Annotated in this window: 9 protein-coding genes; 4 read left to right on the plus strand and 5 right to left on the minus strand. The window is 53.0% G+C overall.

Annotated elements, in window-relative coordinates; all coding sequences use genetic code 11:
- Nucleotides 1-46 precede the first annotated feature (46 nt).
- The 3 genes from FT643_RS18365 to FT643_RS18375 all read right to left on the minus strand — a co-directional run bounded on the left by FT643_RS18365 (nucleotide 47) and on the right by FT643_RS18375 (nucleotide 6,972).
- The gene (locus tag FT643_RS18365) at nucleotides 47-2,356 is read right to left on the minus strand and encodes a DUF1631 family protein (RefSeq protein ID WP_156872875.1); all 2,310 of its coding nucleotides are present in this window, start codon (nucleotides 2,354-2,356) and stop codon (nucleotides 47-49) included.
- 207 nt (nucleotides 2,357-2,563) lie between these two features.
- A complete protein-coding gene (locus FT643_RS18370; RefSeq protein WP_156872876.1) occupies nucleotides 2,564-5,716 on the minus strand; it encodes an efflux RND transporter permease subunit in 3,153 nt (1,050 codons plus the stop codon).
- The gene (locus FT643_RS18375; RefSeq protein ID WP_156872877.1) at nucleotides 5,713-6,972 is read right to left on the minus strand and encodes an efflux RND transporter periplasmic adaptor subunit; all 1,260 of its coding nucleotides are present in this window, start codon (nucleotides 6,970-6,972) and stop codon (nucleotides 5,713-5,715) included. The genes FT643_RS18370 and FT643_RS18375 overlap by 4 nt, the downstream gene beginning before the upstream one ends.
- A 134-nt stretch (nucleotides 6,973-7,106) precedes the next feature.
- Between FT643_RS18375 and ompR the strand changes: the two genes are divergently transcribed.
- Nucleotides 7,107-7,847, plus strand: a complete 741-nt coding sequence (gene ompR, locus FT643_RS18380; RefSeq protein ID WP_156872878.1) for an osmolarity response regulator transcription factor OmpR — start codon at nucleotides 7,107-7,109, stop codon at nucleotides 7,845-7,847.
- A gap of 45 nt (nucleotides 7,848-7,892) precedes the next feature.
- Nucleotides 7,893-9,212, plus strand: a complete 1,320-nt coding sequence (locus tag FT643_RS18385) for an ATP-binding protein (RefSeq protein WP_156872879.1) — start codon at nucleotides 7,893-7,895, stop codon at nucleotides 9,210-9,212.
- Between the two features lie 79 nt (nucleotides 9,213-9,291).
- Here FT643_RS18385 and trhO read toward each other — a convergent pair whose 3' ends face one another.
- The gene (gene trhO / locus FT643_RS18390) at nucleotides 9,292-10,290 is read right to left on the minus strand and encodes an oxygen-dependent tRNA uridine(34) hydroxylase TrhO (protein WP_156872880.1); all 999 of its coding nucleotides are present in this window, start codon (nucleotides 10,288-10,290) and stop codon (nucleotides 9,292-9,294) included.
- Between the two features lie 259 nt (nucleotides 10,291-10,549).
- Between trhO and FT643_RS18395 the strand changes: the two genes are divergently transcribed.
- Together FT643_RS18395 and FT643_RS18400 are read left to right on the plus strand one after the other, a co-directional pair.
- Nucleotides 10,550-12,166, plus strand: coding sequence for a sulfotransferase (locus tag FT643_RS18395; protein WP_156872881.1), 1,617 nt, complete (start codon nucleotides 10,550-10,552; stop codon nucleotides 12,164-12,166).
- Nucleotides 12,166-12,471: a DUF3301 domain-containing protein gene (locus FT643_RS18400; protein WP_156872882.1), complete on the plus strand. Its 306-nt coding sequence runs from the start codon at nucleotides 12,166-12,168 to the stop codon at nucleotides 12,469-12,471. Before FT643_RS18395 ends, FT643_RS18400 begins: the two co-directional genes overlap by 1 nt.
- On the opposite strand, the gene FT643_RS18405 is transcribed toward FT643_RS18400, so the two are convergent.
- Nucleotides 12,451-13,446, minus strand: coding sequence for an alpha/beta fold hydrolase (locus FT643_RS18405; RefSeq protein ID WP_156872883.1), 996 nt, complete (start codon nucleotides 13,444-13,446; stop codon nucleotides 12,451-12,453). The two genes, FT643_RS18400 and FT643_RS18405, sit on opposite strands and share 21 nt — an antisense overlap.
- Between the last annotated feature and the right edge of the window lie 58 nt (nucleotides 13,447-13,504).

Here is a 13,504-nt window from a genome sequence, read left to right on the forward strand (position 1 = left end):
ACCCAGTCTTCGGGACTGTTAACCTTCGGGGACGAATCAGGCCATTTTAAGCAGGGTCGTTCTCAGAAACGGGTTCTTCGGCGTTGAGGTGGCCGACCACCTGGCTGATAGCACGGTCCCACATGGAGACCTCTTCAAGCAGCAGCAAATCTTCGGATTCCGCCATTTGTATCAGGCTGTCTATGTTGGTTTCCAACACTTTGTTGCCGCGGCGCGATACGAAAATAAAGCGGTCTGACCCCGGATCGTGATAGGCCAGCTTACAGCGGCGGATTTTTCCATCCAGGGTATAGACTTCAACCCACTGCCCGGGTGGCAGGTTCAGCAGGGCGTGTCGTATTTCGGTGATCTCGTCGGATTCCGGATTCAGCAGTGCTTTACGTTGTGCGGATTTGATCTTGTGTCGCAGCGGGTTCGCCGATTGACCCGATAAACCGTTGCCGGGTTCGCTGGCGGTATTGTCTATGGTGCGGCTGTTGGATAGGGGGGTAGCGGCAGAGGACTGCATAAGCTGGCTATGAATGTCCCATAACGTCGCCAGAAACTGATCTATTTCGGCTTTGGGGTGGCTTACGCTTTCCAGTACGGTGCACGTTTGCTTCAACAATTCAGGCACCAGTTTAATCCAGCGCGGACGCTCGGCCGTTGCGTGTTGAGGTTGAATGCTCCAGATTAACTCGTCGAGTGTGCTTAGCGTGCTTTTCCACTGCTCCGAATCCCTTCCGTATCGCAGTAACGTGTTCTGCATGGCTTCGCGCCAGGGGCCATCAATAATTTCAATAACATCAGCGTGCAGAATTTTGCCTTGCAGTCGGTCAACTATCAGTTGATTAACCATACTGCGAATCATTTCCTGTCTGGACTGGTTCTGAGCAATTTGAACGATCTGGTTTTCAGCATCCCTTGCCCGGCGCTCTTCATCTTCCATGAACTTCGAAAAGCTTTTTTCCAGGGATGTAAACAGCTCCATATTGCCGACTTCGTATTCATTCAATACACGGCTGACGACATTGCGGATTTCTTCCATCAGCAGATCACGTTGCAGTACCGATTCCTTCTCCCAGCCGATCGCTGCCTGGGACAACTTTTTAAGCAAGCGCCGGGCTGGGTGATTGTTCTCGTTCAGAAAACCGCGGTCGGCCAATGCGATTTTTATAATCGGAATCTGTAACCGGCCCAGCAGCAGGGAAATTTCCGGCGGTATATTGTGGTCGTCCAATACGAATTCGAAAATCATGCTGACCAGGCTGATGACGTTGTCGTCAGCCTGGCTGAGTTTGCGCACACCCCGTTCCCGGACTTTAATGGCTAGCTGGTGTTCCAGTAGCAGGATCATGTCCTGATAGTCGTCACCGATGTGGGCGGTGTCTTCATCTTGAAGCGAGCTGGCCTGAGCTTCCTGTAATTTTGCCAGCACGGTCATCAGGTCCGGCATCTTCAGTTCAGGCCCGAGCTGGTTAGCTTTCACTTTAAATAAGCGATGGTTCAGGCTTTTGGAAAAACGCTGGCTTAGTAGCGCACTGACTTGTTCAAACGTGTGTGTTCCGGAGCTGGCTTCTGTCAGGTTGCCCTGCTTGTTAATTCGGTCATCGGAAGACTTAATAAGGGAATCCTGTCCGCTTGCAGATGAGGATGCGTTGGCATGTGATCGATGGTGCGGTCTTGCGCGGGGAGGTTTAACTTGTGGGTCTGCACCCACATCCGCCAACATTTTATTGGTGTCCACTAAGATGGTGCGCAGATGATCCACCAAAAAACGCTCGAAATATTTGAATACCATAAGCCGGATTTTCAGCGGCATATCAAATTTGTCGATCGCGTTGCTGAAAGCATTAACCAGGGTTTGGGTGCCTAGCGGGATATTGGATTCGTCGAGCCAGTCCACCTCAAGATAGCGGTTGAGGCGTTGGCTGATATGCAACAGCAGATCGGGATACTGGGTTTTAATTTTGTTGCGAATATTGGCCAGGGCAACATCGACTTCTACCCGCTCTTTGTCTACCAGGGTTAAATCGAGATCAACCCGTTTATTCAGCTGGGAGTCTTTTTGACGTTTATGCAGGAGGGCAAATTGATAGGCCAATTCTTTACGCAGGTGGTTGTCGACATCACGGGCATGCAGTCGCAATTCGCGCATGGCGTCGAAGTATTGGCTTTGTTCGTTGTTGTTGGTGGCGTGCTGCGCCATATCAAAAAAGGCGTCGTCCATTTTATTGAACAACCGGGTGAGCAGATCAGACAGGCTCGACAGAATGCGACTCTGCATGCTGATTAGCAGAGCGTCTTTATCTCGGTTGGCGCGTTCATTGCGCACAGAATAGCCTTTGATAAATGACGATTGATCTGAAGAAGGCATCGTATCCTTGATTCCACGCTCTAAGGAGTTTCAGGTAATCAAATAAAAAGAGGGTGTTGGTAAATGAATTAGAACGACAATTGTTTCAAAATCCGCAGCAATTAGCCATGGTAATTTAGTACAAAAACGTTACGAAAATCCAACGTTAAATGTGTTAGCCGTTTTAGTAGCCAATAGGCCAAAAGCCCTGGGAAATGCGCCATTATTTTACGGTTTGGTGATTTTATGATCAGAAAGGCGGTCGCCCTGATGGGCACCAAAATCTGCAATCCGCCGCTTAGCGGATTCTAAATAGGTGATCAGTGCCGGTACAAAAAACAGAATCAAAAAGGTGCCGTAGATCAAACCAAAGACAATGGAAATGGCCATAGGTATCAGAAATTGCGCCTGGATCGAGGTCTCGAACAAAATGGGTAACAGCCCGGCAACGGTCGTCAGGGAGGTGAGTACCACCGCGCGAAAGCGCGCGCATATCGCTTCTACAATGGCCTCGTGTACATCCATGCCCCGCTCGCGTAACTGACTGAAAAAGGTAATTAAAACGATAGAGTCGTTGACCACGATGCCCGACAGGCCAAACAAGCCCATCACCGAAAACATGGATAAATCTTTTCCCATTATCAGGTGGCCGAGGACCGAACCGGTCAGCCCGAGGGGAATGGCCGTCATCACCGCAAGCGGCCAGAGATAAGAAGAAAAGACCCAAGCCAGCACAATAAAAATCAGTGACAATCCGATCATCATGCCCAGCTTCATGTCGTTCAGGGTTTCTTGTTGATCTTGTGCTTTGCCTTCCAGTCCCAGGGTTACACCGTAGCGCCGTTGCAGATCCGGCAGCAGGTTTTGATTGAGGTCGCTGAAGATTTCATTGGCATTGGCCGTCTTATCGTCAAGATCGGCGGATACGGTGACATTGAGGATGCCATTGGTGTGGTTCAGTTTGTCGATACCCTGTCGTGATTCGAATGTCACTACTTCACTCAACGGGACCGACGCGCCATTTGGCAGTGCCACTGGGAAATGTTCCAAAGTCTGGGTGCTGTCCCGTTCGCTATCCGGCAGCGTTACTCGCACTTCTATTTCTTCATCACCCTGGTGGAAAATCTGCGCCAGGTTGCCATCGAAAGCAGCGCGTAATTGCTGACCTATGGTGGCGGTATCCAGCCCCAGGCGACGGCCGGTCGGTGTTAACCGATAGATCAGTTGTTCTTTGCCCCATGGCAGATCATCGTCGATATTGCTCACGCCCTGATAACGCATCAAGGCTGCTTGTAATTCGATGCTGGCGGCTTTCAATACGTCGACATCATTGCCATTCAGGCGGATGGCAATGGGTTTGCCCGGCGGGCCGACTTCACGCTGCAGTATGGCAAAGCGATTCACTCCCGGCGGGATATGAATATTGCCGCGCCAGCGGCGGATAAATTCTGCGTTGCTCAGGGGGCGTTCGCCGGTCGCCAGATCAACGATCAGCGCGCCGGATTCACGCGATACCTCCTGGCCCCGCTCTCCAAAAAAAGAGCGACCGTGGTAGGTGATGGAGGCATTCAGCATGTCCTCACCGGATTCTTTTTCGATTTGCCGGCGGGTCTGATCCAGGCTGTTTTCAAGCTCCAGCAGAAAGGCGTTCAGGGTGCTTTTGCGCGTGCCGGGATGGAATTCAACGTTGGCACGTATTTCGTCACCATCCACCGCCGGAAAGAATGTGAATTTAATGGTTCCAAATAGGACCAGGCACAATACAACCACAAAGGCGGAGAAGCCGAATAATACAACGCTGGCGCGATTACGGATCGCCGAATGCACCGCCGGGCGCAGGCGCTGGTCTCGGAAGGCAACAAATTGACGGTCAAAACCCGCTTTGAATCCGGTTTGTTTTTCCGCCTTTTGTTTGCGTAGGCTGTGGTTTAAGTGCCCGGGCAGAATCAGGAAGCACTCCACAACCGAGGCAATGATCACGCAGATAATCACCACCGGCAGGTCGAATGCGATCTTACCCATCACTCCGTGAATCATGGCTAACGGCAGGAAAGCCGCAATGGTGGTGAGGGAGGATGCCAGTACCGGAGCGAACATTCTGCGTGCACCACCAATGGAGGCCTGTTCAGCGGATTCGCCCATTTCCTTGTGGGTTAGGGTGTCTTCTCCGACCACAATCGCATCATCAACGATGATGCCCAGCGCCATAATCAACGCGAACAGGCTGATCATGTTAATAGTGCCGCCAATAAAATAAAGCACAGCCAGCGTCGCCAGAAAGGACACCGGAATACCCACCGTAACCCAAAACGCGACCCTGACATTTAGAAAAAGAAAGAGCGTGCCGATCACCAATACCAGGCCACCGATGCCATTCGAAAGCAACAGCTGTATTCGTTCTTCCAGTTGCTTCCAGCGCGCATTGTAAATATGCATCTCCATGCCTTCCGGTAATCGCGGGCGCACATCTGCAACCCAATCGTTGAAGATGCGGGCGGTGGTCAGTGTGTCTTCGGCCGAGGTGCGCATCATCAGCAGTTCTATGGCCGGGTTGCCCTGCCAGGTAATATAGGGTTCGTCTTCCATTGGGCGGCGTTCCACGGTGGCAATGTCGCCGACCCGCAACAGACCTCCGTTGCTATCGGTGGCCAGGGGCATTTGTTCAAAACCCTGTACCGTGCGTTGCTGGCTCAGGCTGCGTATCTGTTTGGAAACGTCATTTTTGGCCGCGGTGCCGGCGGGCAGGTCCGTGCTGTTGTTGTTCAACCTGTCGGCAATTTGGGCGAGGGACAAACCGGTTTCGTGCAATGTACCGGAGGCGACCTGAATGGCAATTTCTTCCTCTGGCAGGCCGACGAAGTTGATTTTGCGGATACCCCGCGCCAGTAATTCCTGCTCGAACTGGCGCGCCAGTTGGGCCAGTTCCGGCAGCGATTCCGATCCCGTGATGATCAGATTGGCAATGGGCTGAAAGCTCTCTACTTGTTGGATCACCGGACGTTCTGCCTGCTCCGGTAGATTGCGGATGGATTCTACCCGTTGCTTGACTTTGTCCAGCACCATGCCGACATCCACACCTTCTTCCAGTTCGAGCGTGATCGATCCGCTTCCGGCACTGCTCTGGGAGGTCATTTTCTTTACTTCGGTCAGGGTTTTGAGTTCTTGCTCCATGGGAATAATTACAGAGCGTTCTACATCTTCGGCGCTGGCTCCACTCCAGGGCACCGAGATGGTGATGTATTCCAGTTCAAACTCAGGAAAAAACTGGGTGTTGATTTTTTTTATTGACCACAACCCTGCCAAAATGAACAGGAACATCAGCAGATTGGCGGCGACCTTGTGGCTGGCGAAGGTAGCGATAATGCCTTTAGGCTGGCTCATTGAGTCTCCGCTTTAACTTTGAGACCGCCTACCGCATTGGGCAATTGAGTGATCAGGATCTGGCTGTCATCGGCTATGTCAGCCCGTACCAGTTGCCAGCGTTCGCCATCTTCCCGCCGTACTTCGCCCATACGCTTGATCATCACTGTATGCAAAACCCCGTCTTTTATGGTGTAGATGCGTTGCTGGCCATAAATTGCAGTGGGAGGAAGGGCAATAACCTGTTGCAGGGGAGGCATATGCAAATAAACCTCACCGGCCCGGCCCAGGGTCAGATGCTGTTGCGACTCGCGGATGGCGAACAGTCCGTCGACACCGCCTTTGCCCGCAGCAATGGCGCCGGCAAGTCGTTCAAGACGTAACGGGGTTCGTTCATCACCTAAAGCCAGAACGGCATCCATTTCAGTATTGGCGGTCAGCGCGTCTTTGATCTGATTTAAATAGCGGGATGGAATTTGAGCGCGTACTTCCAGGCGCGAAAGGTCATATAGAGTGGCAACGACATCCCCCGGTCGGACGCGGTTGCCCGGAGAGGTATTGACAGCCGTTACCCTGCCTTCAAAGGGGGCGACAATGCGGGTGCGAGAGAGATCCAGTGCGGCCTGATCCCGCAGGGCTTTGGATTTCATTTGCTGGGCCTGCAAGCGTTTTAATCGCTGGGGGTGATCCTGAACGGCATATTCCAGGGCATACAGGCTTAGGGTTTGTCGTTGTGCTTGCTGTAAAGCCTCATCCCGGTTCAGGTCCGAGCCGAGGTTGCTTTGCACCAGTTTTTGGTAGCGATCAGCGGATTTCTGGGTCAGTGCAAGCAGCTGTTTTTCCACGTTTAATGATTTCAGATCATTTTGATAGCGGGCTTTTTCGGAGAGGATTTGTGCTTCTATATCGTTTAATTCCGCCTGACGTTGCTCAAACAGCAGGCGCACATCGCTGTCTTCCAATTGCACCAGAATTTGCCCTTTTTCGACTTGGTTGCCTTCTTCAATCAGCACCTTATCAACATAGGCATTGATCGCTGCGGATAGGTCAGATACCCGCGGTGATTCGATTCGGCCATAGAGGGTGACTAAAGGGCGTAGGGTTTCGGTGACAGCGGGCATGCCCTGGACCAACGGCAGAATGCTGTGTTGGGGTTTGAGTGCAGGCTCCGGACGCAGCAAAAACAGCATCAGGATGATGAATAGGGCTGCTGCCAGTATGATGAGGGGGATTGGCAGCCGGAAACGCTTGGCGGGGGGGGTATGCAAATCATTCATTCAATCGGCCGCGTGTCGGAGAGAGAGTGAGTGTATCAATTCTTGTAACAAAATATAGACATGACATTGAGCCGTGTTCCCGTTAGCTTAGCGGGTTACCCGACCCACCTTAGAGTAAAGATAGGACACCGCAAATGGTAGAAGCCTCCAGAGAGCAGGAACAACAACAAAAAATTTTGGTGGTCGATGACGACTCAAGACTACGGGCCCTGTTGCAGCGGTATCTGGAAGAACAGGGATTTCTGGTGAAAGCCGTTGCCGACGGTGAACAGATGGATCGTGCGTTATCCCGGGAAATCTATTCCCTGATGGTGCTGGATCTGATGCTACCGGGTGAAGACGGCATGTCGATTTGCAGCCGGCTGCGGGAAAAGGACCACCAGATACCGATCATTATGCTGACTGCGAAAGGCGACGATGCGGATCGTATTAATGGCCTGGAAGCCGGGGCTGACGATTATCTGCCCAAACCATTTAACCCCAGAGAGCTGCTGGCCCGGGTAAAAGCGGTGCTGCGTCGCCAGGTGAAAGAGTTGCCGGGGGCACCTTCGCAACAGGAAACCATCGTTACATTCGGCCCGTTCAGTCTGGATTTATCCACCCGCACTTTAACCAAAGATGGCGAAGCCGTGGCCCTGACAACCGGGGAGTTTGCCGTTATGAAGGCGCTGGTGCAGCATCCGCGAGAACCCCTGACCCGGGATAAGCTGATGAATCTGGCCCGCGGGCGTGAGTGGAGTGCGATGGAACGCAGTATCGACGTTCAGGTATCGCGTCTGCGTCGGCTGATCGAAGACGACCCCTCCAATTCCCGTTATATCCAGACCGTTTGGGGGGTCGGTTATGTGTTTGTTCCGGACGGCAATGCAGGCTGATTCTTACGTTGCTAAGTAACCTGACCGTATAGCTAGACCGAGTTTATGACGTTTATTCCTAAATCCTCCTTTTGGCGCACCACCTTACTGGTTTGGCTGGTGATTCTGCTCAGCCAGATTGCCATATTGTGGTTCGCCGTTTCCTATCTTTACCTGCCCGGTATCAAACAGAATGCGCAATTGGTGGCGCTGGAAGTGGACACCATTCGTTTCTTGGTTAATAGCGAACGTAAGGTGGAATTTCTGCAGCGGCTGCAACAGCAACACAGTATTGATATTACTTACGATGCGGCGTCACTTCCCCCGGAATACGAAGGTTTGTTCAGTGAGATATTTGTATCGCCCATGCGCAAGCGTCTAGGCCCGGGTGCGCAGGTGCGCCTGGGCTTTGATCCGGACCCCAGTATTTGGGTGAGCACGCCGCAACTGGGAACCTTATGGGTGCGCTTTCCGCTCGAAAATTTCGGGCGCTACGAAGCGATGGCGTTTCTGGCCTGGGTGATCGGTACGCCGGTGCTGGCGTTTTTGGTGGCCAGTTTTTTTGTGCGGCAGTTAAACCGTCCTTTAAAAAACCTGGAGTCGGCCGCGCGTCGTATTGGCCGCGGGGAACCGGTCAAGGATCGTTTGTTACCCAACGCTACCCGAGAAATAAACGCGGTCAACCAGGCGTTCTTGCAGATGAGTGAAAATCTGCAACGGGTAGACCGCGAGCGAGCCTTGCTGCTGGCCGGAATCTCTCATGATTTGCGCACCCCGTTGACGCGCATGCGTCTGACGGCCGAATTATTGGGAGAGTCCGAATTCACAGAAGGTATGGTGCGGGATATTGAAGATATGAACGCCATTCTGGATCAGTTTATTTTGTTCGTGCGTGACGGTAGCGACGAGAAAACCGAAGTAGGTGATTTGAACGAAGTGATTGGTGAAGTGGTGTCGCAATTCGAATCTGAAAACCGGGCGGTGCGCACGGACTTGCAGCCGTTACCGGGCATTTCCCTGAAACGGTTGTCCTTAAAGCGCATGTTTGCCAATCTGATTGGGAACGCTATTCGTCATGGTGGTGGCGATGTGGAAGTGCACAGTGGTATGGAGGACGGCGAGATATGCGTTCGGGTTGCAGACCGCGGAGCCGGATTGACAGAAACAGAAATGCACGACTTGTTCGAGCCGTTCGCGCGGGGGGATCAGAGCAGGACCACCACCGGTTCCGGGCTGGGTTTGGCGATTGTTAAGCGCATAGTGGATATGCATCACGGACGGGTGCGGCTGCAGAACAGGGAAGGCGGCGGGCTGGAAGCGATTGTGACGTTCCCGGTTACGGGGGATCTGGTTCCGCCGGAATCCCTAATGGCCCACCTGCGTTAACAGCGGGCGGGCGTCGTCTGTTCCAGCCCGCTTTCCAGGGTAGGCCAGCGTTGAACACACGGCCTCTGCTTGCGGAGCGCTAACCCTGATCCCTTTGCGCATTCTTATGCGCCCGCTTTTCGGCTCTTCGTTGTTGCGTCAGCGAGCGCTGATCACCGCCCAGGTGCTGTTCGCCCCGTTGCCGGGCCAAACGGATTTGTTTTTCGCGCTGGGCGAAGCGGCGCTTTTGATCCGTACTCAGTGCTTCATAGCAGCGATGGCAACTGACACCGGCTTGATAATGTTTGTGTTCTTTTTCCTGCTCGGTGATGGGGCGGCGGCAGGCGTGGCATTGGTCGTATTCGCCTTTTTCCAGATTGTGATTCACGGTGACGCGATTATCGAAAACAAAGCACTCACCTTGCCACAGTGATTGTTCCGGTGGCACGGTTTCCAGGTATTTCAGAATGCCCCCTTCCAGGTGGTACACCTGATCAAAGCCTTGCTCTTTCAGATACGCGGTGGATTTTTCGCAGCGAATACCCCCGGTACAGAACATGGCGACTTTTTTGTGTTGTTCCGGTTTCAGGTTGTCACTGACAAATCGGGGAAACTCCCGGAAGCTCTTGGTGCGGGGATCAACTGCACCCTTAAAGCTGCCGATTTCCACTTCGTAGTCGTTGCGGGTGTCGATGACCAGCACCTCGGGGTCGCTGATCAGGTCGTTCCAGTGTTCCGGTTTCACGTAGGTTCCCACCACCCGTTGCGGGTCGATACCCGGTACACCCAGGGTCACTATCTCTTTTTTCAGTTTGACTTTGGTGCGGTAGAAAGGCTGCTGGTCGTCGAATGATTCTTTGCTGTCGAGCTGTGCCAGTCGCGGATCACTGCGTAAGTGGTTGAGCACCGCATCGATACCGGCGCGGCTGCCGGAAACGGTGCCGTTGATGCCTTCGATTGCCAGTAGCAGCGTGCCTTTGACATCATTGGCCAGCATGACATCCAGCAAGGGTTGTCGCAGCGCTTCAAAGTTATCCAGGGTGACGAATTTATAAAGCGCACACACCACCACCGGTGTGTCGGTATGGGAAAGGGTCATTTTGTGCCTCGCAGTCTGGATCGTAAATCCAGGGCGGTTGTTTTAAACGGGGTGATAAAATCGGGGCAATTGTAGCGAATTTCGCGGCATTTGGGCAGGCCGCGGGGTGACGGGCATCGTTATTGCGGTCGCTCTACAGGAAACAGTATTAAAATTAGAAGCTTATGGCATCCGGATACGGTGGTGGAGCAGATCCATCTGAGCGCCTATACGTGATATGGTTAACCCTATAAACGAATTGAGCATGTAGTGACAGCGCGTGAAAAAAACCAAAAAAGCCGATAAGAATGCCCGTAAATCCGTTCATGTGTCCTTGCCAGGCCGCCCCGGCGCTAAAATTCTGCCTGCCGCAGAGGCCGTGGCCTTTGCCCGCCAATTAAGCCATCAGCAACAGTGGGCGGTGACGGCGGTAATGATGCAGCAAATTACCGATCAGGTGCCCGGGTTCGAGGATGCCTGGCTGGTTTGGTTTGAGGCCTGTCATGGCATGGGGGATTTCGGGGCGTTGGCCCGGGTAGCGACCCGCTGTCTGAACCATAAGCCGCGTTTTGTTCCTGCCCTCATCGCGCTATCAACGGCATTGCGCTTTAATCAACGGCACGATGAAGCCCGCGCCTTGATTGAAAAAGCCCTCAAGCTGGAGCCGGCGAACGCCGGAGTGTTAAACCATTTGGGCATTTTATTGAAGGAAACCGGTGAGCTGCAGGCCGCGCTGGAAACATTCAATCGCTGCATACGGATTCAACCCGAATCGGGTGAGGCGTACTGGAACCGCTCCGATTTGCTTCATTCGCCTTCGGATCAGGATATTGGTGAGATGCTGGGGTTGCTCGAACGCAGCGGGTTATCCGATGCCGACAGGATCCGCCTGCATTATGCGCTTTCCCGCGCTTATGAGTTTCGCGCTGAGTTCGACCAGCAGTTTGATCAGATTGCCGCGGGTGCAGACCTGAAACGCAGCACAGCGCAGTACGATCACGGTCACGAAATGGCCCAGCTGCGGCGGATTCCGGACTGTTTTAATAACACCATCTGGCAAGCACCATCACAGGCGCAAGGAATGTCCGCAGCGACAGACCGATCGGCAGGGGCCGGGTTATGCACTCCGGTATTTATTTGTGGTTTGCCCCGCAGCGGTACCACCCTGGTAGAACAGATTCTTTCTAGCCATGATCGTGTTGTGGCGGGAGATGAGCTGAACGCGCTGCCGCTGGCCACCGCGCGATTATTAAAGCAGAAAGGCATCCGCAAAGCGTTTCCTGAGTGGGTAGGTGAGTTAACGGACGGGGAGTGGCAACAAATAGGGGCGTTCTACCTGGAGCAGACAGAGTCGCTGCAACAGAAAGGATTTTTCACGGACAAAAATCTGCAAAACTACAAAGCCGTCGGCTTGATTCGCCGGGCACTGCCGCAAGCCAAAATTATTTATTGCACCCGTAATCCGATGGATACTTTGTGGAGTTGTTACCGGCAATTATTCGGTGACGGTTTATTATTTACCTATTCGCAAACGGAGCTAGCCGATACCTGGAATGCGGCCAATAAACTGATGCAGTTTTGGCAGCAACAATTAACTGATCGGATTTTTGTGGTTGAGCACGAGCAACTATTGGCCGACCAGGAGTCAGTTACCAGGTCGTTGCTGGAATTTGTGGGTTTGGAATGGAGCGAAAATTGTCTTCAGTTCCATCAAAACCCGCGAGCGGTAAACATCGTATCCGCGTTGCAAGTGCGGCAACCGTTGGATCAACATCGGGGCGGTCAGTGGAAACGATATCAAGACCGGCTGCAACCGATGTTGCAAGCGCTGGACTTTAATGATGACGAAGCGGAATTGAATAATCCGGTTTCGGATAAGCCGAATATGGAAAACTAATGTCGATATTGTGGTGGTTGTTGTTCTTCGTTATAGCATTAGGGCTTTGGTGGCATCTGATGGGCACGCGGGAGCATGCATTGCTGATGGCTCAGGAGCACTGCGATCAAATGGGGGTGCAATTCCTGGACGGCAGCGTGATGCGGGACGGCTTTCGTTTCCCGCGTAATCGCAGTGGGACGGTGGTGTTATTGCAGCGCTTTTCATTTGAGTTTTCCACCAGTGGAGACCAGCGCTATCTGGGGCATGCGGAATTGATTGGCAAGCGCGTTGTGAAGATGGCGCTAGAAGCGCACCGTATGTAATTCGTTATTGCGGAAAACCTGCGACTCGTGCTTGTGCAAGAACGCTTGGACTGCGGCCACGGTAAGCACAGCATCTTCCTCGTGGGGTACGTGCCCCAGATCGTCAAAAATAACCACCTCGTTGTTCGGTAAATCCCGGGCAAAAAGTTCAGCGTTACGGGGTGGAATAAGCTGGTCTTTTGCTCCCCATAACACCAGAGTCGGTTGCTGGATAGTGCGAATCCGGTCGATGTCGTCGGCGGGGTGCAATTGTTCGAAGCGGGCTCGCAGCGCTGCGCGATTGCCTTCGCGGGCGGCCAGATCATAATAGCGATCAACCAGTTCGGGGGTCACCCGGGCCGGATCGCCGTAAACGTTTTCTACGCTCGATTTCACGATTGAACGCGGTAATACATTTTTCATTATCTGGTTGAGTACCGGTGTTTGTGAAATCCGGAATGCGAGTGGGACTGAGGTGGCCTGAAAGGGATATCCGGCGGAGTCCACCAGTATCAGTGCCTGCACCCGTTCCGGAAAGTCCGCTGCAGTCGTCCAGGCAATATTGCCGCCTAATGAATTTCCCGCCAGAACAAAACGGTCCACGCCCTTGGCATCGAGCACCGACATAACAAAGCGTACATAGGCTTCTTTGGTGTAATTGTTGTCTTTTCTGGGTCCGGTAAGACCGAAACCGGGCAAGTCAAAACGGATCACCCGATGCTGATCATTCAGGGCTGCGGTCCAACCGTCCCAGGTATGCAGGCTGGCGGATGTCCCATGCAACAGCACCAGAGGCACGGGGTCGTTTTGTGGCCCTTCGTCACGGATGTGGGTATGTTGCCCGTCTACGTTAATGAATTCTGAAGGCGGCTGTGCCCATCGATCGGTTAATGCCTCCAGCGGTATATCGCTTTGCCAATTAATGGCGACAAAGCCCGCAACCAGTACGATGACCAAGCCAGCAAGGGCCAGTAGTCCCCTGAAAATCCATTTCATGATTCGCTCCTATGGACTGCTGCATCCGAATGGATTTCCCTTATAGTGCAAACCTGTT

It is taken from the genome of Ketobacter sp. MCCC 1A13808, assembly GCF_009746715.1.
GTDB lineage: Bacteria > Pseudomonadota > Gammaproteobacteria > Pseudomonadales > Ketobacteraceae > Ketobacter.